Origin of the sequence: Kitasatospora sp. NPDC057223 (assembly GCF_042669755.1) — a bacterium.
In the GTDB taxonomy this organism is placed as follows: Bacteria; Actinomycetota; Actinomycetes; order Streptomycetales; family Streptomycetaceae; genus Kitasatospora.
On sequence record NZ_JBHUWW010000122.1, the window covers coordinates 1 to 23,309 of the forward strand.

Annotated in this window: 20 protein-coding genes; 2 read left to right on the forward strand and 18 right to left on the reverse strand. The window is 71.6% G+C overall.

The window, feature by feature from the left end; all coding sequences use genetic code 11:
* Positions 1-50 precede the first annotated feature (50 nt).
* Positions 51-1,700 carry an MDR family MFS transporter gene (locus ACFUK0_RS31480; protein ID WP_380255887.1) on the reverse strand — a complete coding sequence of 550 codons (1,650 nt, stop codon included), beginning with the start codon at positions 1,698-1,700 and terminating at the stop codon, positions 51-53.
* 217 nt (positions 1,701-1,917) lie between these two features.
* Here ACFUK0_RS31480 and ACFUK0_RS31485 point away from each other — a divergent pair, with 217 nt between their 5' ends.
* On the forward strand, positions 1,918-2,529 hold the full coding sequence (locus ACFUK0_RS31485; protein ID WP_380255888.1) for a TetR/AcrR family transcriptional regulator: 612 nt from the start codon (positions 1,918-1,920) through the stop codon (positions 2,527-2,529).
* A gap of 73 nt (positions 2,530-2,602) precedes the next feature.
* On the opposite strand, the gene ACFUK0_RS31490 is transcribed toward ACFUK0_RS31485, so the two are convergent.
* A complete protein-coding gene (locus ACFUK0_RS31490; protein ID WP_380255889.1) occupies positions 2,603-3,502 on the reverse strand; it encodes a M23 family metallopeptidase in 900 nt (299 codons plus the stop codon).
* Positions 3,503-3,985: 483 nt separating this feature from the next.
* On the opposite strand from ACFUK0_RS31490, the gene ACFUK0_RS31495 reads away from it, so the two are divergent.
* Positions 3,986-5,131 carry a threonine aldolase family protein gene (locus ACFUK0_RS31495; RefSeq protein ID WP_380255890.1) on the forward strand — a complete coding sequence of 382 codons (1,146 nt, stop codon included), beginning with the start codon at positions 3,986-3,988 and terminating at the stop codon, positions 5,129-5,131.
* 142 nt (positions 5,132-5,273) lie between these two features.
* Here ACFUK0_RS31495 and ACFUK0_RS31500 read toward each other — a convergent pair whose 3' ends face one another.
* The 16 genes from ACFUK0_RS31500 to ACFUK0_RS31575 form a co-directional block, all read right to left on the reverse strand.
* Entirely contained in the window at positions 5,274-7,634 is a 2,361-nt protein-coding gene (locus tag ACFUK0_RS31500; RefSeq protein WP_380255891.1) for an immune inhibitor A domain-containing protein, read from the reverse strand.
* Positions 7,635-7,978: 344 nt separating this feature from the next.
* Positions 7,979-10,495: an ATP-dependent Clp protease ATP-binding subunit gene (locus ACFUK0_RS31505; RefSeq protein ID WP_380255892.1), complete on the reverse strand. Its 2,517-nt coding sequence runs from the start codon at positions 10,493-10,495 to the stop codon at positions 7,979-7,981.
* Between the two features lie 671 nt (positions 10,496-11,166).
* Positions 11,167-11,520, reverse strand: a complete 354-nt coding sequence (locus tag ACFUK0_RS31510) for an Lsr2 family protein (protein ID WP_380255893.1) — start codon at positions 11,518-11,520, stop codon at positions 11,167-11,169.
* A gap of 93 nt (positions 11,521-11,613) precedes the next feature.
* Positions 11,614-12,150, reverse strand: a complete 537-nt coding sequence (locus ACFUK0_RS31515) for an amino-acid N-acetyltransferase (protein WP_380255894.1) — start codon at positions 12,148-12,150, stop codon at positions 11,614-11,616.
* A 9-nt stretch (positions 12,151-12,159) separates the two neighbouring features.
* Positions 12,160-12,585, reverse strand: a complete 426-nt coding sequence (locus ACFUK0_RS31520) for a BlaI/MecI/CopY family transcriptional regulator (protein ID WP_380255895.1) — start codon at positions 12,583-12,585, stop codon at positions 12,160-12,162.
* A 128-nt stretch (positions 12,586-12,713) separates the two neighbouring features.
* The gene (locus tag ACFUK0_RS31525; protein WP_380255896.1) at positions 12,714-12,836 is read right to left on the reverse strand and encodes a hypothetical protein; all 123 of its coding nucleotides are present in this window, start codon (positions 12,834-12,836) and stop codon (positions 12,714-12,716) included.
* Positions 12,837-12,840: 4 nt separating this feature from the next.
* Entirely contained in the window at positions 12,841-14,409 is a 1,569-nt protein-coding gene (lysX, locus tag ACFUK0_RS31530) for a bifunctional lysylphosphatidylglycerol synthetase/lysine--tRNA ligase LysX (protein WP_380255897.1), read from the reverse strand.
* Positions 14,410-14,534: 125 nt separating this feature from the next.
* Positions 14,535-15,251 carry a hypothetical protein gene (locus ACFUK0_RS31535; protein WP_380255898.1) on the reverse strand — a complete coding sequence of 239 codons (717 nt, stop codon included), beginning with the start codon at positions 15,249-15,251 and terminating at the stop codon, positions 14,535-14,537.
* Between the two features lie 142 nt (positions 15,252-15,393).
* Entirely contained in the window at positions 15,394-16,182 is a 789-nt protein-coding gene (locus ACFUK0_RS31540; protein ID WP_380255899.1) for a type III pantothenate kinase, read from the reverse strand.
* A 39-nt stretch (positions 16,183-16,221) separates the two neighbouring features.
* Entirely contained in the window at positions 16,222-17,190 is a 969-nt protein-coding gene (gene nadC, locus ACFUK0_RS31545; RefSeq protein ID WP_380255900.1) for a carboxylating nicotinate-nucleotide diphosphorylase, read from the reverse strand.
* 4 nt (positions 17,191-17,194) lie between these two features.
* Complete coding sequence (locus ACFUK0_RS31550) at positions 17,195-18,871, reverse strand: L-aspartate oxidase (protein WP_380255901.1); 1,677 nt, start codon at positions 18,869-18,871, stop codon at positions 17,195-17,197.
* Positions 18,872-18,888: 17 nt separating this feature from the next.
* Entirely contained in the window at positions 18,889-19,338 is a 450-nt protein-coding gene (gene panD, locus ACFUK0_RS31555; protein ID WP_380255902.1) for an aspartate 1-decarboxylase, read from the reverse strand.
* Positions 19,339-19,396: 58 nt separating this feature from the next.
* The gene (panC, locus tag ACFUK0_RS31560; protein ID WP_380255903.1) at positions 19,397-20,305 is read right to left on the reverse strand and encodes a pantoate--beta-alanine ligase; all 909 of its coding nucleotides are present in this window, start codon (positions 20,303-20,305) and stop codon (positions 19,397-19,399) included.
* Positions 20,305-21,243 carry a Rossmann-like and DUF2520 domain-containing protein gene (locus ACFUK0_RS31565; protein WP_380255904.1) on the reverse strand — a complete coding sequence of 313 codons (939 nt, stop codon included), beginning with the start codon at positions 21,241-21,243 and terminating at the stop codon, positions 20,305-20,307. The genes panC and ACFUK0_RS31565 overlap by 1 nt, the downstream gene beginning before the upstream one ends.
* Before the next feature lie 110 nt (positions 21,244-21,353).
* On the reverse strand, positions 21,354-22,043 hold the full coding sequence (locus ACFUK0_RS31570) for a response regulator (RefSeq protein WP_380255905.1): 690 nt from the start codon (positions 22,041-22,043) through the stop codon (positions 21,354-21,356).
* 38 nt (positions 22,044-22,081) lie between these two features.
* Positions 22,082-23,299, reverse strand: a complete 1,218-nt coding sequence (locus ACFUK0_RS31575; protein WP_380255906.1) for a sensor histidine kinase — start codon at positions 23,297-23,299, stop codon at positions 22,082-22,084.
* Positions 23,300-23,309 lie beyond the last annotated feature (10 nt).

Here is a 23,309-nt window from a genome sequence, read left to right on the forward strand (position 1 = left end):
GCGCGAGGGGGACTCGCGCCGGGGCCACCGGGGTCTGTGCGGGCCGGGCGTCAGATCGCGGCGGCTTCGAGCTTCTCGGCCGGGCTCGGACCGGAGCCGCGCAGCGGCACCTCGCGCAGGAACACGGCTGCGGCGATGGCGACCACGGAGACGGCCGCGGCCCAGAGGAACACCGTGTGCATGCCGTTGGCCACGGCGTGGTGGTAGGCGTCCTGGACCGGGGCGGGCAGCGTCCGCAGGGCGGCCGGGGTCATCTGGCCCGGGTTGGCGCCCGCGCCCGCGCCGGCCTGCTCGCCGAGGCGGTCCGCCATGGTCGAGGTGACCTGCTTGTTGAAGAGCGCGCCGAACAGGGCGACACCGAAGGAGCCGCCGATGGTGCGGAACAGGGTGGCGGTGGAGCTGGCCACGCCCATGTCCTTGAGCTCGACGCTGTTCTGCGCCACCAGCATGGTGATCTGCATCAGGAAGCCCATGCCGGCGCCCAGCACCACCATGAAGACGGCGGAGGTCAGGGTGCTGGTGTCGGTGCCCATGGTGGAGAGCAGCAGGGTGCCGGCGGCCATCACGATCGTGCCGATGATCGGGAAGATCCGGTACTTGCCGGTCTTGGTGACGGCGCCGCCGACGACCAGCGAGACGACCAGCATGCCGAGCATCATCGGCATCAGCAGCAGACCGGAGTTGGTCGCCGAGGCGCCCTGGACGGTCTGCTGGTAGAGCGGCAGGAAGACGGTCGAGCCGAACATCACGAAGCCGACGATGAAGCCGATCACCGACACCATGGTGAAGTTGCGGTTCTTGAACAGGGTGAGCGGGAGCATCGGCTCCTCGACCCGCTGCTCGACGTAGCAGAAGGCGATCAGCGAGGCGGCGGCGAGCGCGCCCAGGCCGAGGATCTGCTTGGAGCCCCACTCGTACTGCTGGCCGCCCCAGGTGGTGATCAGGGTCAGCGAGACGATGCCGACGGTGAGCAGGGCCGCGCCGACGTAGTCGATCCGGGCGGTCGAGCGGACCTTGGGCAGGTGCAGGGTGACCACGACCACGGCGAGCGCCACGACGCCGAGCGGCAGGTTGATGTAGAAGATCCAGTGCCAGCTGAAGTGGTCGGTGATGAAGCCGCCGAGCAGCGGGCCGCCGATGGTCGCCAGCGCCATCACGGCGGCGAACATGCCCTGGTACTTGCCGCGCTCGCGCGGCGGGATCAGCGCGCCCATGATCGACATCACGCCGACCATCAGGCCGCCGGCGCCCAGGCCCTGGAGGGCGCGGAAGCCGATCAGCTCGTTCATGTTCTGCGAGAGCCCGGAGAGCGCCGAGCCGACCAGGAAGATCACGATCGAGGTGAGGAAGGTGCCCTTGCGGCCGTAGAGGTCGCCGAGCTTGCCCCAGATCGGGGTGGAGGCCGCGGTGGCCAGGGTGTACGAGGTGACCACCCAGGACAGGTGCTCGCCGCCGCCGAGGTCGCCGACGATGGTCGGCATCGCGGTGCCGACGATCAGGTTGTCCAGCATGGCGAGCAGCATGGTGACGACCAGGCCGATCATCACCAGCCGGATCTCGCGGGGTGTGCGGGCCTGCTCCTCCGTCGCGGGGGCGTCCGTCGCGGGGGTCTTCCCGACGGCTGCCGTGCCGTCCTCGGTGGCCCCCTCGACTGCGGCTGCGGAGGTCTCCGCCGCGGTCCCGACCTGCTTCTGTGGCATTGCGCGTCTCCAGGGAGAGGGAGCCGGGCGCTCTTCGGTGAGGCACTTACTTGACGACCGGCTAGTTATACGTCCGTCCGGCACGGTAAGTTGTCCTGAGCCGGGCGTCAAGCCGGTTTCGGCGCCAGCGCGCTGGGCAGCGAAAACGGACCCAGTGGAGCGCGGCCGGACCGGCACTCGCCGACCGTCAACGCAGTCTGAGGCAGGCCAGGACGCCATGGGTACGACACACAGCCCCCGAAGCGACACCCGGGAGCGCATCGTCAACGTGGCGTTGGAGCTGTTCGCCGAGCAGGGCTACGAGCAGACCTCGCTGCGCGAGATCGCCGACCGGCTCGGGGTGACCAAGGCCGCGCTGTACTACCACTTCAAGACGAAGGACGACATCGTCCACGGCATCGTCGAGGCCATGGCGGCGCCGATCGACGAGGCGATCGCCTGGGGCGAGCTGCAGCCGTGGTCGCCCGAGCTGCGCGACGAGCTGGTCCGCCGCTTCGCCGCCGGGATGTCCGAGCGGGCGCCGCTGCTGCGCTTCTTCCACGAGAACCAGCCCGCGCTCCGGGAGTCGCCGGCCGGGCTGGAGTTCAAGGAGCGGATGATCGCGATGATCCGCCTGGTGCACGGCCCGGGGGCGACGTTCCAGGACCGGCTGCGCGCGACGATGTCGCTGTTCACGATCAACTCGGCGTTCTTCCTGATCAAGCAGGACGCCGCCGAGAGCGCCGCCTGCGGATTCCACACGGACGTCCCGACGCTGGCCGAGAGCATGTCGGGGGCCCTTGAGGTGGCCCTGGAGATCTCGGCGCTGATCGAACCCAAGAGCGGCTGACCGGCGGCCCCCGGGCACGCGGAAGGGCCGCCCGGGGCCGTCGGCCCCGGGCGGCCGTCCTGCGGCCGGCCCGTCAGAAGTCGGTGACCCCGCGCGCCGAGAGGTAGGCGATCGGGTTGACCACCGCGCCGTACTTGTTGCTGGAGCGGATCTCGAAGTGCAGGTGCGGCCCGGTCGAGTTGCCGGTGCTGCCGGACTCGCCGATCCGCTGCCCGGCCGCCACGTGGTCGCCCGCGTCGACGTCGAGCTCCGACATGTGGGCGTACTGGGCGTAGTGGCCGTCCGTCAGCTTCAGCACGACCTCCTTGCCGTACGCGCCGTCCCAGCCGGACGAGACCACGCGGGCCTCGCCGACGGCGAGCAGCGGGGTGCCCGGGGCCACCGCGAAGTCGACGCCGGTGTGGTACCCGGCCGCGTACTCGGGGTTCGCGACGCCGTACGGGTTGCTGGTCGGCGCGTTCGGCACCGGTGCGGACCAGGCGGGGGCGGGAGCCGGCGCGGGGGCGGGGGCGGGCTCCTGGGCGGGCTCCGGCGCGGGCGCGGGTGCCGGCACGGGCACCGGCACCGGGGCCGCCAGGTTGGTGGCGACCGCGACCGACTCGTGGGAGGTCGAGTGCTTCACCTTGTACGCGCTCGGTCCCGCGACCTGGACCAGCGCCGCGGCCGGCTCCTCGGCGTGCGCGGCGGTGAACGCGGAGCTGCCCGGCGTGGTGGGTATGACCGTCTGGGCGGAGGCGTTCGCGGGCACCCCGGCGACCAGGACGCCGGAGACTATCACCGCGGCCGCGCCGGCCGCCGTGACGGCCCGGACCCGGGTGCGGGGCAGTCCCAGGTGCGGCACGGTGAACGCGCGGAGCGGGGTGGCGTGGGAGCGGACGGCGTGGCCGAGCCGGGGCTGCCAGGCCGCCGCGTGGGTCGCCGCGGAGGCGGCGAGGCGGCGGAGGGCCGGCCCCAGGGGCGGGACGTTGGACATCGGGAAGCTCAACCTCACGGCGGACGGGGACAGCGCTCAGCCCGGTGGAAGGGCGGAGCGGGGGGACCACTCAGGTGTAACCGTCACCGAGCGGAGTCCCAAACGGTGTGACGTACTACGGCGTGTAGTCACCACGGGGTCCGAACTTCAGGCTGTCGGAGTAATGATCGGCCGATTTGATCATGGTCGGATGGTCCGGCCGCCGCCCTGCCGCCCGCACGGACGATCACCGGGGGCGGGCGCCCCGGCCGCCCGGCGGCTACTACGCCCGGTCGTACCGCCCCGGGGGCTGTGAGCAGGGCCACCGGCCTGGCGGCCGCCGTTGTGCGGTGGGTCACCCGCCGGGCCCGGTCACCCGCCTCTCCGTCACCCGCCTCCCGGCCGGGCCGACGGCTGCCCCGGCCACGTCGCCCCGCCCACGTCGCCCCGGCCGCTCGGGCCCTGACCGCTGACCGCTCCGCCGTTCTGCGCGACCATCGACGTATGTATGCCAATCAGAACGACGCGTCCGACGCCGCGCCGACCGGGCCGACCCTCCAGGACCGCCGGTTCGCCGCCCTCAGAGGCTGCGACCGGGTGCTCTCCGGCACCCGCCCGCAGACCCTGCGCGAGCGGCTCGCCGCACTGGCGGAGGAGGCCGGTCCGGCGTACGACCTCGACCAGCGTCCCGACTTCTACGGCGGCAGCGTGCTGCAGGCGCTGGAGGCCAGGGTCGCCGGGCTGCTCGGCACCGAGGACGCGGCCTTCTTCCCCACCGGCACGATGGCGCAGCAGGTCGCGATGCGGATCTGGTCCGAGCGCCGCGGCGACCGGAACATCGCCCTGCACCCGCTGCACCACCCCGAGATGTACGAGCGCCGCGCCTACGCCGCCCTCGGCGGGCTGCGCAGCGTCTGGCCGACCACCGAGCCGCGCATCCCGACCCCGCAGGAGCTGCGCGACTTCGACGAGCCGTACGCCGTACTGGCCCTGGAGCTGCCCCTGCGGGAGGCCGGCTTCCTCCTGCCGACCTGGGAGGAGCTCACCGCCACGGTGGCCGCCGCCCGCACGCCGGTGCACTTCGACGGCGCCCGGCTCTGGGAGTCCGTCTTCCACCTCGGCCGGCCGCTGCCGGAGATCGCCGGTCTCGCCGACTCCGTCTACGTCTCCTTCTACAAGACGCTCGGCGGCATCAGCGGCGCCGCCCTCGCCGGCGACCACGGGTTCGTCAGGACGGCCAGGGCCTGGCGGCACCGCTACGGCGGCCAGCTGTTCCAGCAGTGGCCGGCCGCGCTCTCCGCGCTCGCCGGGCTGGACCGCGAGCTCCCGCTCCTGGAGTCGTACGTCGACCACGCCAAGGTCGTCGCCGGTGCGCTCGCCGGCGCCCTGGCCGGCCTGCCGGGCGCCCGGGTGTACCCCGAGCCGCCGCACACCCACCAGTTCCAGCTCTGGCTGCCGTACCCCGCGCACGCCCTCGACGAGGCCGGCGTGCGGCTCGCCGAGGAGTCCGGCACGGGCCTCTTCGGCGGCTGGCGGGACTCCCCGCTGCCGGGCCTGGCGGTGACCGAGGTGACGGTCGCCTCGCCCGCCCTGGAGTGGACCGCCAAGGACGTCGCGGCGGCGGTGGAGGCACTCCTCGCCCTGCTCTGACGTGACCGGACCGGCCGGTCACCGTCTCGCGGCCGCCGGCGAACGCAACCGGCCCGGCTCCGCACGTGAGTGCGGGGCCGGGCCGGACGGTGTGTCAGTGCCGGTCCGTGAGGCGGACCGTGCGGTCAACCGATCGGGGTGATCAGTTGTCGATCGGGCGGATGCGGATCCAGGTCTCGAGGTAGTTCGAGGACTCGTTCTCGATCTCGATGCTGGTGCCGGTCTTCGGGACGATGACGCTGCTGTACGGGTTCGTGGCGTCCCAGTACGACTTCAGGTCGCTGAACGAGTCAACGCCCTTGGCCTTCGGGATGACCGTCGGGACGCCGTTCTTGTGCAGCGACAGGCCGTCGGTCTTCTGCGAGCCGAAGGTGGCGTCGTAGCCCTGGATGCGCGGACGCAGCAGGGTGCCGTCGGACCACTTCAGCGGGGCCGGGTGCGAGTCGATCGGGAGGACCAGACCGGCGCCCGGGTGGTTGGTGACGTTGTTGTCGCTCTGGGAGGTGTCCCACAGCCAGATGAGCAGGCCGTCCTGGTTCGCGTAGTGCTCGACCCAGTCCGCCTTGGTGGTGCCGAAGCCGAAGTTGTACGGGCCGGTCTTCAGCGTGGTGTCGAACGAGATGTACTGGCGGTTCTCGGCCAGGTAGTACTGGGCGTACTCGTTGGAGAACTTGCCGCTGATCCGGGAGAACCCGGCGGCCGTCCAGCCGTTGTCGCCGTTCTCGGCGCCGTCGGTGAAGACGACGCTGCCGTCGGCGGAGATGGCGATGTCGTCGAGGGCCAGGCCCTTGAGGTGCACGCCGCCGTCGGTGGTGTAGTGGAAGCGGACCTTGACGGACTGTCCGGCGTAGGCGTCCAGCGAGTAGGCGAGGTCGCCCCACTTGCCGTCCGAGGAGCCGGTCAGACCGGCCTTGTCGGCCGGGTCCTTCGGGATGGCGACGCCGTTGAAGGTGCCGTCGAGGGCGGCCCAGTGGGCGCCGCCGTCGGTGGAGACCTCGGCGTAGCCGTAGTCGTAGTCCTGCTCGATGTCGTACCAGGCCTTGGCGGTCAGCGCCGCCGAGGTCTTGCCGGTGAGGTCGACGTCACGGGCGACCGAGACGTTGAGGTCGTCGGCGCTGCCGCTCCACCACTCGTTGGCGCCCGCGAACGGGGTGTTGATCTCGGTGGTGACGGTCTTCTTCGGCAGGGTGACGACCAGGGCCTGCGGCAGGGCGGTGTTGAACTCGACCGGGCCGATGTGGTGCTTCGAGCCGGTGCCCGCGGTGGCCTTGTCGTAGTTGAGCCAGCCGAGCTGCAGCTTGCTCCACACGTCGAGGTCGTTCGGCTTGTCGCCGATCTCGTTCTTGCCGTCGCCGAGCCAGGAGCCCGAGGACATCAGGGACCAGAAGCCGACCGAGTTGTCGATGCCGCTGCCGCTGGTGTCGTAGAGGTCCGGCAGGCCGAGGTCGTGGCCGTACTCGTGCGCGAAGACGCCGAGGCCGCCGTTCTCCGGCTGCATCGTGTAGTCGCCGACCCAGATGCCGGAGGTGCCGACCGGGGTGCCGCCGAGCTTGTTGTCGGCCGGGCCGGTCGCGCCGGCCTGGGTGCCGTAGACGTAGCTGCGGTGGGCCCAGAGAGCGTCGGTGCCCTGCTTGCCGCCGCCCGCCGACTGGTCCTCACCGGCGTGCACGATCTGGAAGTGGTCGATGTAACCGTCGGGCTCGTTGAAGTTGCCGTCGTGGTCGTAGTCGTACCGGTCCCACTGGTCGTACTGGGCGATCTGCGCCTGGATCTGAGCGTCCGTCTGGCCCTTGGCCTTCTGGTCGGCGACCCATGCGTTGACGCCGTCGCGGATCAGGTCCTGCGCGTTGTTGCAGACGTGCTGGCCGCAGTAGTCGGACCCGTAGCGGGCCTCGTTCCACGGCACCTTCACCCAGTCCGTGACCTGGCCGTCGACCGAGTAACGACCCGAGGACTGCTTCTCGTAGAAGGTCTTCAGGGAGTCCTGGGCCGGGCTGAAGTACAGGTTCTGGTAATGCGCCTGGTTGTAGTCGGCCTGCCAGGCGGTGGAGTTGTTGGTGGCGCGGTCCGGCTGCGCGATCTGGTTGTGCGCGGGGCCGGGCTCGCCGCCGTACTTCAGCGTTCCGTTCGGCAGCTTGGTGGTGCTGTCGACCTGGTCGCTGAAGTCCACCAGGATGGTGAAGATCTTGTCGGTGCGCTCGCGGCCCAGCTCGACGTACTTGTCGCGGCCGAGCTTGACGCTGGTGCTGCTCCCGTGGGTCTCGACCTTGGCGGTGCCGGCGAGCAGCTGCTCGGTGGCGGCCTTCTGCTCGGCCTCGACCTTGTCGCTCAGCGGGCCCGGCAGCACGTCGTCGGTCTTGACGGACTGGACCGCGTCGGCGGGGTCACGCGGTACGGGAGCGGCGCCGGCCGCAAGGGCCGTACCCGGGAGCAGGCCCGCACCCAGGGTGGCTATGACCGCAGCGGTCGCGATGACCGAAGCGGCTTTCGTGGTCTTCTTCAACGTGGTGACGTCCTCCCCAAACCGGTCTGGCTCTTGGCCTTCCGGCAAATCAATGAAGACAGGTGGACGACATTTGATCCAAGCCAGGACGGAAAAGATAGACCTTGACCATGACATGCGCACGGCGCTATCCTCCGCCATCACATGATCACCTGATTGTCGGTCAAATTTCAGGCAGTCAGGGACCGGAGGCGGGTGGATCGTATCCTTACCGACCCCGGCCCCGCCCGGCGCACGCCCCCCGGGTGCGCGAGGTCACAGATATTGTGACGTCACGTAAAACGGTCCAGGCCCCCGGCGGGAATGCCGGGGGCCTGGACCGTTTTGTTAACTGTTAACTGTTGTTACTTCGTCAGGTCGGGACCCGTCGAAGCGACCGCGGCCGGAGTGTCGGCCACCGCGGACTTCTCCTCGCCGCGGAAGGTGAACTTGGCTTCCTTGCCCTCGCCCTCCACGCCGACGACCACGATGTGGCCGGCCCGCAGCTCGCCGAAGAGGATCTTCTCGGAGAGGTGGTCCTCGATCTCGCGCTGGATCGTGCGGCGCAGCGGACGGGCACCGAGCAGCGGGTCGTAGCCGCGCTTGGCGAGCAGCTTCTTGGCCTCGATGCTGAGCTCCAGGCCCATGTCGCGGTCCTTGAGCCGGCCGTCCACCTTGTCGATCATCAGGTCGACGATCTGGATGATGTCTTCCTCGGACAGCTGGTGGAAGACGACGATGTCGTCGACGCGGTTCAGGAACTCGGGGCGGAAGTGCTGCTTGAGCTCCTCGCTGACCTTCGCCTTCATCCGCTCGTACCCGGTGGCGGCGTCGCCCGTGGCCGCGAAGCCCAGGTTGAAGCCCTTGGAGATGTCCCGGGTGCCGAGGTTGGTCGTCATGATGATGACGGTGTTCTTGAAGTCGACCACGCGGCCCTGGGAGTCGGTCAGGCGACCGTCCTCCAGGATCTGCAGCAGCGAGTTGAAGATGTCCGGGTGGGCCTTCTCGACCTCGTCGAACAGGACGACCGAGAACGGCTTGCGGCGCACCTTCTCGGTGAGCTGGCCGCCCTCCTCGTACCCGACGTAGCCGGGGGGCGAGCCGAAGAGCCGCGAGACGGTGTGCTTCTCGCTGAACTCCGACATGTCGAGGGAGATCAGTGCGTCCTCGTCGCCGAAGAGGAACTGCGCGAGCGTCTTGGAGAGCTCGGTCTTACCGACACCGGACGGGCCGGCGAAGATGAACGAGCCGCCGGGACGCTTCGGGTCCTTGAGGCCCGCACGGGTACGCCGGATCGCCTTGGAGAGCGCCTTGATGGCGTCCGTCTGGCCGATGACGCGCTTGTGCAGCTCGTCCTCCATGCGCAGCAGGCGCGAGGACTCCTCCTCGGTCAGCTTGAAGACCGGGATGCCGGTGGCCGTCGCCAGCACCTCGGCGATCAGCTCCTCGTCCACCTCGGCGACGACGTCCATGTCGCCGGCCTTCCACTCCTTCTCGCGCTTGGCCTTCGCGGTCAGGAGCTGCTTCTCGTCGTCGCGCAGGGACGCGGCCTTCTCGAAGTCCTGCGCGTCGATCGCGCTCTCCTTCTCGCGGCGCACGTCGGCGATCTTCTCGTCGAACTCGCGCAGGTCCGGCGGCGCGGTCATCCGGCGGATGCGCATCCGGGAGCCGGCCTCGTCGATCAGGTCGATCGCCTTGTCCGGGAGGAAGCGGTCCGAGATGTAGCGGTCGGCCAGCGTCGCGGCGGCGACCAGCGCGGCGTCCGTGATGGACACCCGGTGGTGCGCCTCGTAGCGGTCGCGCAGGCCCTTGAGGATCTCGATGGTGTGCGGCAGCGACGGCTCCGCGACCTGGATCGGCTGGAAGCGGCGCTCCAGCGCGGCGTCCTTCTCCAGGTGCTTGCGGTACTCGTCGAGCGTGGTCGCACCGATGGTCTGCAGCTCACCACGGGCCAGCATCGGCTTGAGGATGCTCGCGGCGTCGATGGCGCCCTCGGCGGCGCCCGCGCCGACCAGGGTGTGCAGCTCGTCGATGAACAGGATGATGTCGCCGCGGGTGCGGATCTCCTTGAGGACCTTCTTCAGGCGCTCCTCGAAGTCACCGCGGTAGCGCGAGCCGGCCACCAGGGCGCCGAGGTCGAGCGTGTAGAGCTGCTTGTCCTTCAGCGTCTCCGGGACCTCGCCCTTGACGATCGCCTGGGCCAGGCCCTCGACCACGGCGGTCTTGCCGACGCCGGGCTCACCGATCAGCACCGGGTTGTTCTTGGTGCGGCGGGACAGCACCTGCATGACCCGCTCGATCTCCTTCTCGCGCCCGATCACCGGGTCGAGCTTGGCCTCGCGGGCGGCCTGGGTGAGGTTGCGCCCGAACTGGTCCAGGACCAGCGAGGTGGAGGGGGTGCCTTCGGCGGGGCCACCCGCGGTGGCCGACTCCTTGCTGGTGCCCTGGTAACCGGACAGCAGCTGGATCACCTGCTGGCGGACCCGGTTGAGGTCGGCGCCCAGCTTCACCAGGACCTGGGCGGCGACGCCCTCGCCCTCGCGGATCAGGCCGAGCAGGATGTGCTCGGTGCCGATGTAGTTGTGGCCGAGCTGGAGGGCCTCGCGGAGCGACAGCTCCAGGACCTTCTTCGCCCGCGGGGTGAAGGGGATGTGGCCGGAGGGGGCCTGCTGGCCCTGGCCGATGATCTCCTCGACCTGCTGGCGGACAGCCTCGAGCGAAATCCCGAGGCTCTCCAGGGCCTTAGCGGCGACACCCTCACCCTCGTGGATCAGACCCAGGAGGATGTGCTCGGTGCCGATGTAGTTGTGGTTGAGCATCCGGGCTTCTTCCTGAGCCAGGACGACAACCCGCCGCGCGCGGTCGGTGAACCTCTCGAACATCGTTTATCGCTCCTCAGAGCGGTCGGGCAGTTCGGGGTCGGTCCCCGCCCTGTCCTTCCGCATGCTAGTCCCGCTCAGCGGCGCGGCATGGGCCCCTCCTGCCCGAAACGGACGAGAAGGGTGGATCAGCCCCACTCTCGTGGGAAGTCGTGCTGCGCGACCAGCAGACACCAATCCCAACCTGATGTTGGGAGACGGTGTTCCCACAGGTGGGTCCGATGCACCCGATACCGCTACGCCATCGGCGAACAACGCCCGCCGCCGGTGCAGCCGCACCCGCTGCGACTGGTCACACGATCTGCCCCGGTCGGGGCGCACGGCCCGTCCCACCTGCATTCATACCCGGTATTCCGGCGGATCTCGCGCAGTTTCCGCGGTGGCGGTGTTCGCCTGGCGAGAAGTCGCCTGACGGACCGCCCGGTCCGTGGCGCCCGCCCGCAGGGGCCGGGGAGGGGTGCGCCGATCAGGTGCACCCGCGTTACCGCTTCGCCCCTACAGCGTTGCACAGCCCATGAGGGTTCCGCCGCCCGCAAGCACCGCGGGGCGCGGAGGATGTCCTCCGCGCCCCGAGCGTGTGCCGTGCGCGCCGGTGCTCGGACGGCTGCGCGATACCGCTGACGGCGGCCTGCCGGGCACCGCCGTGGTGCCCCGGGGCGGCGCCCCGGCCTTCGTCAGGACGCGTTGGCGTTCTCGTACTGCTCCCGGATGATGCTGGGCACGCGGCCGCGGTCGTTGACCTCCAGGCCGTTCTCCTTCGCCCAGGCACGGATCTTCGCCGTGTCCGGAGCGCCGGCCGCGGGGCGGGCCGTGGTGCTCCGGCCGCTGCTGCGGCGGGCACTGGTGAGCCGGCCGCTCTGCTTGCGGCCCTTCTCGACATACGGGGCCAGCAGCCCGCGAAGCTTGTCTGCGTTCGTGCTCTTCAGGTCGATCTCGTAGGCAACGCCGTCGAGAGCGAACGTCACCGTCTCGTCCGCCGAACCACCGTCGAGATCGTCTTCAAGAATGACCTGCACCCTCTGCGCCACGGGCTTCCCTTTCCGCGTAAACGACCCATTGCCTGAGGAAAGGAAACCGCCTTTCTGCAGAAAACACAAACCCCTGGGCCTGTCGGGAGTGGTTCACAGGTGCAGCAGCATGCGTGAGTTGCCCAGTGTGTTGGGCTTCACGCGCTCCAGGTCGAGGAACTCCGCAACGCCTTCATCGTACGAGCGGAGAAGTTCTTCATAGACATCCGTAGCGATCGCCGCCGGGTCTGTCGTACCATCATCGGTTTCGTGGACCTCGCCGATCTCGACGAAACCGTGTTTCGCGAAGAAGGCGACCTCGAACGTCAGGCAGAAAATCCGACGTACGCCTAGCCAGCGCGCGGTCTGCAGCAACTTCTCCAGCAGCAGGTGTCCGAGGCCGTGGCCCAGGCAGGACGGGTCGACCGCGAGGGTGCGCACCTCGGCCAGGTCCTCCCACATCACGTGCAGGGCGCCGCAGGCCACCACGAGTCCGGTGTCGTCGCGTTCGGCGACCCAGAACTCCTGGACTGATTCGAACAGAGTGACGGTCGGCTTGTCGAGCAGAATGCCGTTCCGCGAGTACCCGTCGATGAGCCGTCGTACGGCCCGTACATCGGTGGTCCGCGCCCGGCGGATGGTGACCTCCATGGCGGGACGTTATCGCGTCCGGCCCTGCCGGGTCTCACCGGTTTCGTCCCGGGTGCCGGTATCCGGCGGTGCGGGGAAGAGCGCGGTGACCCTCAGCGCGTCCCGCAGTGCCTCGCGTTGCTCCGGCGACATCAGGCCGAAGAAGTGCACCAGGGCCGCCGCCGGATTGTCACTGGTGGCCCAGGCGTCGTTCATCAGTGCCGCGGTGTAGGCCTCGCGTGAGGAGACCGGTTCATATCGATAGGCCCGGCCCGCCTGCTCCCGGCGGAGCCAGCCCTTTCTGTACAGCTTGTCGAGGACGGTCATCACGGTGGTGTACGCGATATCGCGTTCCGACTGGAGGTCGACCAGAACCTCGCGAACCGTGACCGGGCGGTTCCACTGCCAGACCCTGGTCATGATGTCGTTCTCGAGTTCACCGAGTTGCCGGACCATAGTGCGCCCAGGATAGGGGAATGAATCGGGCAAATCTTGCTAAGCGTGAACAAACCGGCGCGCCGCCATCCGGAATGGGATGGCGGCGCGCCGTGCCGTGTCGTGCCGGGCGGGCCCGGGGCCGCCGGTCAGTCGACGACGTCCTCCTTGGCCTTCTGGGCGCCGCCCTGGCTGCGGATGATCGCCCGCACCAGGAAGCCGAACCCGATCGCCATGACCAGCGGCGGCACGATCGCACTCACGTAGTCCATCAGGTCACTCCTCGTCGTTCGTCGGTGCCGCCGGGGCGGCCTTGGGCTCGGCCCCCCGCTGATCGGGACGCACCAGCGGGAAGAGCACCGTCTCGCGGATGTTCTTGCCGGTGAGCAGCATGATCAGGCGGTCCACCCCGAGGCCGAGGCCGCCGGTGGGCGGCATCGCGTACTCCAGGGCCCGCAGGAAGTCCTCGTCCACCTGCATCGCCTCGACGTCGCCGCCGGCCGCGAGCAGCGACTGCGCGGTCAGGCGGGCGCGCTGCTCGACCGGGTCGACCAGCTCGGAGTAGGCGGTGCCGATCTCCGTCCCGAAGATCACCAGGTCCCACTTCTCGGCCACGCCCGGGATCGAGCGGTGCGCGCGGGTCAGCGGGGAGACCTCGGTCGGGTAGTCCTTGATGAAGGTCGGCCGGATCGCGTTCTCCTCCAGCAGGCGCTCGACCATCTCCAGGACGATCTGCCCGTGGCCCCACTCCTTCTCGAACGGGATGCCGTGCTCGGCGGCCAGCCCGCGCAGCTCCTCGACGCCCGTCTCCGGGGTCACCTCGGTGCCCAGGTGCGCGGAGATGCCCGGGTAGACCGAGACCTCCGCCCACGGCTCGGCCAGGTCGATCTCGTGCTCGACGCCGTGCGGGTCCAGGCCGCGGATGACGGTGCCGCCGAGCGCGTCCCGGGCGGCGTTGATGATGGTGGCCCGGATCAGTTCGGCCTGGGTGTCGTAGTCGCCGTACGCCTCGTACGACTCCAGCGAGGTGAACTCGGGGTTGTGGGTCGAGTCCGCGCCCTCGTTGCGGAAGTTGCGGTTGATCTCGAAGACCTTCTCCGCGCCGCCGACCACGAGCCGCTTGAGGTACAGCTCGGGTGCGATCCGCATGAACAGGTCGATGCCGTACGCGTTGATGTGGGTCTTGAACGGGCGGGCGTTGGCGCCGCCGTGCACGGGCTGCAGCATCGGGGTCTCGACCTCGATGTAGCCGCGGTCCTCGTAGGTGCGGCGGATCGAGCGGACGACCTTGCTGCGCAGGTGCAGGATCTCGCGCGCCTCGGGGTTCACGATCAGGTCCACGTACCGCTGGCGGACCCGGGCCTCCGGGTCGGTCAGGCCCTTGTGCTTGTCGGGCAGCGGGCGCAGGCACTTCGAGGTGAGCTCCCAGCGGTCGACCATCACGGACAGCTCGCCGCGCTTGGAGGTGATCACCTCGCCCTCGACGCCGACCTGGTCGCCCAGGTCGATGTCGGCCTTCCAGGCCGCCAGCCGCTCCTCGCCGAGCCGGTCCAGGGAGAACATCACCTGGAGGTCGCCGGAGCCGTCCCGCAGGGTGGCGAAGCAGAGCTTGCCGCCCGTCCGGGAGAGGATCACCCGGCCGGTCACGCCGGCCCGCTCGCCGGTCGCCGTGTCCGGCTCCAGGTCGGGGTGCTTCGCGCGCAGGTCGGCGATGGTGGTGGTGCGGGGGAACCCGACCGGGTAGGGGTCGACGCCGGCCGCCCGGAGCCGGTCCAGCTTCTCGCGCCGGACGCGCATCTGCTCGGGAAGGTCGTCGGTCGCGGGGACAGTGCTCTGATCGCTCACCCCACCAGGGTAGCCAGCCCCCGGGGGTGTTCCGCGACGGGATATCCCCGGTGCGCCGCGCGTGCCGAGGGGGGAGGACGGCGGTGCCGTCCTCCCCCCTCGCTCGGGTGCGGTGCGGTGCCGGGTCAGCCGGTGCCGGTGGCCAGCTCCAGTTCCTCCGCGGCGGCGTCGGGGTGGTCCGCCGGCTTCGGGCGCCGGCCGAAGAGTTCGGCGGGCGTGGGCATCCGGTGCGGCTGGGGGTGGCCGTCCGGGGCCGGGGCCGGCGGCTTGGCGGCGGCCTTGGGGGCGGGGGAGTCGGCGGGGCTGCTCATCGGGATCCGTCCTCCGGTGGTGATGGGGCCAGCTGGGGTGAGCTGGGCGCTCGGTGGTGCGGCGGGACTCGGTACGGCCGTCAGGTGGCGCTGGCCGGAGGTGAGCGCCAGCCGCTCGCGGACGGCGGCCTCGGCCAGTGCGTGGCAGCGGCCGGCCAGCCGGGAGCGGCGGGAGCGCTCCGCGGTGCCGCAGGGCAGCCGGGAGAGCGTGCGCAGCGCGGTGAGGTCCTCGGGGGCGGGGAGGTAGCCGTCGGTGACGGCCTCCTCCAGCCGTTCGAGGTAGCCGCCCGTGCTACCGGGCAGAGCCGCCCGGTAGCGGGCCAGGTCGGCCAGCAGGAAGGCGCGCAGCCGGCCGCCCTCCCGTACGGCCTCGTCGATCGCCTCGGTCAGGCGGAGGGCTTCCTGGACGTCCTCCGCCCACAGGCCGCTGGACTGGTGTCCGAGGAGGGACAGCTGGGCGGGCACGGCGGGGTGCAGGGCTTGGGCGAGGGCGCGGCGCAGCACGCGGACTTCGTCTGCGCTGAAGGCCATGCCGCCGCGCGATCCGTGTGGCGTAGGCATGGGCTGACACTACGTGAGGAATATCCGATTTGTCGGTAGTGTCGCGCGAAGACGCCCGTTTGCCTCGAAACGATCACCGCGCCGGCCCGGTGCCGGGCCGGCGGCCGGCCGCTCAGGCCGCCGGCTTGTTGCGCTCGTAGACCAGGCGCAGGCCGATCAGGGTGAGCCAGGGCTCGTGCACGTCGATGGTGGTGGCCTCGCCGAGGACGAGGGTGGCCAGGCCGCCGGTCGCGATCACCTGGACGTCCTCCGGGTCCTTGGCGAGCTCCCGGGCCATCCGGTTGACCAGCCCGTCGACCTGGCCGGCGAAGCCGTACAGGATGCCGGACTGCATGCCCTCGACGGTGTTCTTGCCGATCACGTTGCGCGGGCGGGCCAGCTCGATCTTCCTCAGCTGGGCGCCGCGGACGCCGAGCGCCTCCACCGAGATCTCGATGCCGGGGGCGATCGCGCCGCCCACGTAGTCGCCGCGCTCGTTGACCGCGTCGAAGGTGGTGGCGGTGCCGAAGTCGACGACGATGCACGGGCCGCCGTACAGGTGGTTGGCGGCGAGCGCGTTGACGATCCGGTCGGCGCCGACCTCCTTGGGGTTGTCCATCAGCACGTGCACGCCGGTCTTCACGCCGGGCTCCACGATCACCGCGGGGACGTCGCCGTAGTAGCGGCGGCTCACCTCACGGAGCTCGTGGAGCACGGCGGGGACGGACGAGCAGATCGCCAGGCCTTCGACCTTGGCCTCCGAGACCGCGGTGTGAGACCCCATCAGCCCCTGCATCAGCACCGCCAGCTCGTCCGCCGTGCGGCGCGGATCGGTGGAGATCCGCCAGTGCTCGACCACGTCCTCGCCGTCGAACAGGCCGAGTGTGGTCTGGGTGTTGCCGACGTCGATGGTGAGGAGCATGAGGTCCCGTAACGGCTAGAAGGGGTCTCTGACGAGGGCTTACGGACGCAGGTCCAGGCCGATGTCGAGGATCGGCGAGGAGTGCGTCAGGGCGCCCACGGCAAGGTAGTCGACACCAGTCTCGGCGACCTCGCGCGCGGTGGCCAGGGTCAGTCCGCCGGAAGCCTCCAGGCGGGCCCGGCCGGCCACCAGGGCGACGGCCTCCTTGAGCTGCGGGACGGTGAAGTTGTCGAGCAGGATCAGGTCGGCGCCCGCCTCCAGGACCGGCGGGATCTGCTCCAGGGTGTCGACCTCGACCTCGACCGCCAGCTCCGGGTACGCGGCCCGGACGGCCCGGAACGCCTCGGCCACGCCGCCGGCCGCCACCACGTGGTTGTCCTTCACCAGGGCGGCGTCGGACAGCGCCATCCGGTGGTTGGCGCCGCCGCCGCAGCGCACCGCGTACTTCTGCAGCGCGCGCAGGCCCGGGTGGGTCTTGCGGGTGTCCCGGACGACGGCTCCGGTGCCCTCCAGGGCGTCGGTCCAGGCGCGGGTGGCGGTGGCGATGCCGGACAGGTGGCAGAGCAGGTTGAGCGCGCTGCGCTCGGCGGTCAGCAGGTCACGGGTGCGGCTGCGGACGGACAGCAGCACCTGGCCGGCCTCGACCCGGTCGCCGTCCTGGACGTGCCGCTCGACCTCGAACTCCTCCTCGCAGACCAGCGAGACGACGGCCTCGGCGATCCGCAGGCCGGAGACCACGCCGGCCTCGCGGGCGGTGAAGTCGGCGGTCGCGACGGCGTCGGCGGGCACGGTCGCGACCGAGGTGACGTCCTCGCCGCCGGCCAGGTCCTCGGCCAGCGCCAGGGTGGCGATGTCCTCGACCTCGACCGGGTCCAGGCCGGCCTCCTCCAGCAGCTCGGCGAGCTGCGGGTCGAGGCCGGTCTCGTAGCCCTCGCCGTCGCCGCAGGCGCAGCCGTCGCCGCAGCCGCCCAGGTCGGCCAGCGGGAGTTCCTCGTGGGTGTGGGACATGGCTCTACTGCTCCTCGGGAGTGCTGACGGGGGTGCCGGTGGCGGCGGCGAGGGTGGTGACCAGGTGGCGCTGCCAGTGCGCGTCGTCCCGCTCGGGGAAGTCCTCGCGCCAGTGGCAGCCGCGGGTCTCCTCGCGCTGGGCGGCCGCCGCCACCAGGGCGGTGGCGACCAGGTGCAGGTTGGCGGCCTCCCAGGTCTCCACCCGGGGGTCGGCCGGCTTCTCCTCGGCGAGGTGGGCGTACGCCTCCTCGCCGAGCGCGGCCAGGCCGGCCGCGGTGGCCGCCATGCTGGCGGCCGAGCGCAGCACGCCCGCGCCCCTGGACATCAGCCGCTGGATGTCGGCCCGCGCCTCGGGGGCGGGCAGCGGCACCGCGCGCGCCGCCCGGGCCGCGGTGACGTCCACGGAGCGCTCCGGCAGCTCGCCGGCGGCGTGCCGGGCGGTCAGGTCGGCGGCGATCCGCTCCGCGAAGACCAGGCCCTCCAGCAGCGAGTTGGAGGCCAGCCGGTTGGCGCCGTGGACGCCGGTGCAGGCCACCTCGCCGCAGGCGTACAGGCCGGGGACGGTGGTGCGGCCGACCAGGTCGGTGCGGACGCCGCCGGAGGCGTGGTGCGCGGCCGGGGCGATCGGGATCAGCCCGGTGACCGGGTCGATGCCGTGCGAGCGGCAGGACGCCAGGATGGTCGGGAAGCGCTCCTCCCACATGGCGGCGCCGAAGTGCCGCCCGTCCAGGTACATGTGGTCGGTGCCCTTGAGCTGCATCTGCCGGGTGATCGCCTTGGCGACGATGTCGCGCGGGGCGAGCTCGTTCAGCTCGTGCTGCCCGACCATGAAGCGGGTCCCGTCGGCGTCCACCAGGTAGGCGCCCTCGCCGCGGACGGCCTCGGAGACCAGCGGCTGCTGGCCCTCGGCCTCGGGGCCGAGCCAGAGCACGGTCGGGTGGAACTGGACGAACTCCAGGTCGGTGACCTCGGCCCCGGCGCGCAGCGCCAGCGCGACGCCGTCGCCGGTGGAGACCGCCGGGTTGGTGCTGGCGGAGAAGACCTGGCCCATGCCGCCGGTGGCGAGCACCACGGCGCGGGCCCGGATCGCGCCGACGCCGTCGCGCTGGCCCTCGCCCATCACGTGCAGGGTCAGGCCGGCCGCGTGGCCGTCGGCGTCGGTCAGCAGGTCGAGCACCAGGGCGTGCTCGATCAGCTCCAGGCCGGGGTCGCTGCGGACGGCGGCGACCAGCGCGCGCGATATCTCCGCGCCGGTCGCGTCGCCGCCCGCGTGCGCGATCCGGCGCCGGTGGTGGCCGCCCTCGCGGGTGAGCAGGATCTCGCCCCCGGCGTCGAGGTCGAAGGCCGCGCCGGTGGCGATCAGGTGCCGGACCGCCTCCGGGCCCTCGGTGACCAGGGTGCGGACGGCCTCCTCGTCGCAGAGGCCGGCCCCCGCGACCAGGGTGTCGTCGAGGTGCTGCTCGGGGGTGTCCCCCTCGCCGAGGGCGGCGGCGATGCCGCCCTGGGCCCAGCGGGTGGAGCCGTCGTCCAGCATCGCCTTGGTGACCACCATGGCCCGCAGGCCGGCCTTGCGGACGTTGAGGGCGACGGTGAGGCCGGCCACGCCGGAGCCGACCACGACGACGTCGGTGGTGGTGGTCCAGCCGGGGGACGGGGCGGTCAGGCGGTGTGAGGGGGACATCACGTTCAGTGGCTCCTTCAGCGCGCGGCGGTGGGGGCCGCGTTGTCCGGGCCACCGTACGCCTGGTCGCCGCGGAGCAGGCCGCTGCCCGCGGGGGCCTCGGCGGCGTCCGTCCCGAGGCCGGTGACCTTGTTGTCGGCGTCGACGAAGACCACGCTGGGCAGGTAGCCCTTGGCCTCGGCGGTGTCCATCTGGCCGTAGGCGATCAGGATCACCAGGTCGCCGGGGTGGACGAGGCGGGCGGCGGCGCCGTTGATGCCGATGACGCCCGAGCCGCGCGGGCCCGCGATGGTGTAGGTCTCCAGGCGGGCGCCGTTGTTGATGTCGACGATGTGGACGAGCTCCCCGGGGAGCAGGTCGGCGGCGTCGAGGAGATCCTCGTCCACCGTCACCGAGCCGACGTAGTGCAGGTCGGCCTGGGTGACGGTGGCGCGGTGGATCTTGGACTTGAGCATGGTGCGGAGCATGGGGTCACGCCTCCTGTGAGTGCATGCCGGAGATTGCCGTGCCGGTGGTGCGCTGTGCCTAGCGGACGATGATGCGGACGTTGTCGATCAGGCGGGTCTCCCCGACCTTCGCGGCCACGGCCAGCACCGCCTCGCCCCGGAAGTCGTCCGCCGCTTCGGTGAAGTCGTCGGGGTCGATCAGGGCGAGGTAGTCAAGGGTGACACCCTCGGCGCCGTCGAGGACGGCGCCGGCCGCCTCGCGGACGGCCTTCGGCCCCTGCGCGGCCACGTCGCGGCCGGCGAACAGGGCCCGGGACAGGGTGAGGGCCCGCTCGCGCTCCTCCTCGGAGAGGAAGCGGTTGCGGGAGGAGCGGGCCAGGCCGTCCTCCTCGCGGACGGTCGGCACGCCGACGACCTCGACGTCGAAGTCCAGGTCGGCGACCATCCGCTGGACGATCGCCAGCTGCTGGGCGTCCTTCTCGCCGAAGAACGCGAAGTCCGGGTCGGTGATGTGCAGCAGCTTCGCGACGACCGTCAGCACGCCGTCGAAGTGGCCGGGACGGGTGGCCCCCTCGAAGCGCTCGCCCATCGGGCCCGCGGTCAGCCGCACCTGCGGCTCGCCGTTCGGGTAGACCTCCTCCGCGAGCGGGGCGAACACCACGTCCGCGCCGTTCTCCTCGGCGAGGCGCAGGTCGGCGGCGAGGCTGCGCGGGTAGCGCTCCAGGTCCTCGTTCGCACCGAACTGCAGCGGGTTCACGAAGACGGTGACGGCGACCCGGCCGTCCTGCCCGACCTGCTTGCGGGCGGCCCGGATCAGCGCGGCGTGGCCCTCGTGCAGGGCGCCCATCGTCATCACGACCGCGTTGTCCACCGGCTGCTCGTCCGGCCAGAAGGCGGGCTCGAAGTCGGCGACGGTGTGCGTGAGCACCGCCTTGCGGACCTTCGGGTCCCTGGTCGGCTGCTTGCCGCGCTGGATCTTGCCCGCCATCAGTTGATCTCCTCGTTGAGTACGTCCAGCAGCGCCGCCGCCGACTCTTCCTTGAGCGCTCCGCCGCGGAGCGCCCGCTGCGCGGTGGCGCGGGCCATCGCCCGGTACGCCGCGGGGATGTCGGGGGACACCGTACTGAGTTGTGCCAGGTGGCGGCGCACCGTCCCCGCGTCGCCGCGGGCGACCGGGCCGGTCAGCGCGGCGTCGCCGGCCCGCAGGCTGTTGTCCAGGGCGGCGCCGAGCAGTGGGCCGAGCAGCCGGCCGGGCTCGGCCACCCCGGCGGTGCGCAGCAGCTCCATGGCCTGCGCGACCAGGGTGACCAGGTGGTTCGCGCCGTGCGCGAGGGCCGTGTGGTAGAGCGGGCGGACGTCCTCGGGCACCCACTCGGGCTCGCCGCCCATCTCCACCACCAGGGCCTCGGCCACCGGCCGCAGCTCCTCGGGCGCCGTCACGCCGAACGGGCAGCCGGCCAGCCGGGCCAGGTCGACGGAGGTGCCGGTGAAGGTCATCGCCGGGTGCAGGGCCAGCGGCAGGGCGCCGGCCCGGGTGGCGGGTTCGAGGATCGCCACCCCGTGCGCGCCGGAGGTGTGCACCAGCAGCTGCCCGGGGCGGACGGCGCCGGTCGCCGCGAGACCGGCCACCAGGCCGGCCAGCGCGTCGTCGGGCACGGTCAGCAGGACGAGGTCGGCGGCGGCCAGCACCTGCGGCGGCGTGACCAGCCGCACACCCGGCAGCAGGGCCTCGGCCCGGCGCCGCGAGGTGGTGGAGACGCCGGAGGCGGCGACCACCTTGTGGCCGGCCAGCTGGAGGGCGGCGCCCAGCGCGGGCCCGACCCGGCCGGTGCCGACCACGCCCACGGCGAGGCGGGCGGGCCGGTCGCCGGGGTCGCCGGCGTCGCGGTACGGGTCGGCGGGGCCGAAGGGCGGGGACGTGCTCACGGCTTGGCGTTCGTCCTTACTTTCGGTTCCGGTCCTCGGCGGGCCCGGACGTACCGGGCCAGTCTACGGCGGGCCGGGCGGCGGCCCCGGGCGCGGGCCGGGGCCGGCCGTCAGTCCGCGGCGCCGGCCCGGACCAGGCCGGCCTCGTAGGCGAGGACCACCGCCTGGACGCGGTCGCGCAGGCCCAGCTTGGCCAGGATGCGCCCGACGTGGGTCTTCACGGTGGCCTCGGAGAGCACCAGCCGGGCGGCGATCTCACTGTTGGACAGGCCCTGCGCGACGAGCAGGAAGACCTCCCGCTCGCGGTCGGTCAGCGGGTTCAGGGTGCCGGCGCCGGGGGCGGCACCGGGGGTGGGCAGCACCTCGGCGAAACGGTCGATCATGCGGCGGGTGGTGGTGGGGGCGACCACGGCGTCACCGGCGTGCACGGAGCGGATCGCGGCGACCAGCTCGGTCGGCGGGACGTCCTTGAGCAGGAAGCCGCTGGCGCCGGCCTTGAGCGCGGCGAACGCGTACTCGTCCAGGTCGAAGGTGGTCAGGATGAGCACGTGCGGCGCGTCCGGCAGCGGGCTGCCGTCCGCGGCCAGGCAGATCCGCCGGGTCGCCTGGACGCCGTCGAGCCGGGGCATCCGGACGTCCATCAGGATCACGTCGACCTCGGTGTGCCGCAGCACTTCGAGGGCCTGGGCGCCGTCGCCGGCCTCGGCGGTGATCTCGATGTCGCCCTGGGACTGCAGGATCATCCGGAAGCCCGTGCGCAGCAGTTCCTGGTCATCGACGAGCATCACGCGGATGGTCATGGTTCTCCCTGTTGCCGGTCGCTGCGTGGGCGGGCTTGCTACTTGGCTGCCTTGAGGGGCAGGACGGCCCGGATCCGGAAGCCGCCACCGGGCCTGGGGCCGATGTCGAGACTGCCGCTGACCATGCCGACCCGCTCCCGCATGCCGATCAGACCATGGCCGAGGCCGTCGGTTCCACCGGTGCTGAGCTGCCCGTCGGTGGTGCCGCGGCCGTCGTCCTCGATCAGGACGGCCAGTTCGTGCTCCCCGAAGTCGACGGCGACCCGGGCCCGGACGTCGGGACCGCCGTGCTTGCGGACGTTGGTCAGCGCCTCCTGGACGATCCGGTAGACCGTGAGCTCCACCCCGCGGGGCAGTTCGCGGACCTCGCCGGAGGTGATGAACTCGACCGGCAGGCCGGCCGTGCGGACCTGCTCCAGGAGGTCGGGCAGCTCCTCGACCCCGGGCTGCGGCACGTACTCCTCGGCGGTGTCGGCGGTGCGCAGCACCCCGAGCAGCCGGCGCATCTCCACCAGCGCCTGCCGGCCGGTGGAGGCGATCGTGCCGAGCGCCTCCTTCGCCTGCTGCGGCGAGTTGTCGAGGACGTACGCGGCGCCGTCCGCCTGGACGATCATCACGGACACGTTGTGCGCCACCACGTCGTGCAGCTCCCGGGCGATCCGGGCCCGCTCGGCCGCGACGGCGACCTTCGCCTGGGCGTCCCGCTCGCGCTCCAGCCGGGCGGCCCGGTCCTCCAGCTCGACCAGGTAGGCCCGGCGCACCCGGGTGAGGCGCCCCCAGGCCCAGCACAGCACGAACGGCGTGGACATCAGGACGGCCAGCAGCAGGCTCTGCGGGAAGCTGGGGCCCGTCCCGATCGGGTTGCCCTCCTCGTCCACGCCGCCGGTGGGGAACCGCCAGATGGTCAGCGGCCCGGCCGCCAGCCCGGCGGCGAGGCACAGCCGCGACACCCAGGCGGAGCCGAAGGCGGCGCCGGTGTACGCGAAGACCAGGTAGCCGATGCTGGAGGCCGCCGGGTTGACGTTCAGCAGCACCTGGCCGATGCCCAGGGCTCCGGCCACCGTCACGGTGAGGTCCGGCTTGCGGCGCCGGAACACCATCAGGACGGGGATGACCACCGCGAGCACGTAGTGGACGACCAGCTGCCACCCGTCCTGGCTGTTGTCCGGCACCAGTGAGACGAGCAGCAGCGGCAGCGCCCATGCGGAGTCGACCACCATGGGGTGTCGGCGGAGCCAGGCGTTGAGTCGATGCACGTCCTAAGCC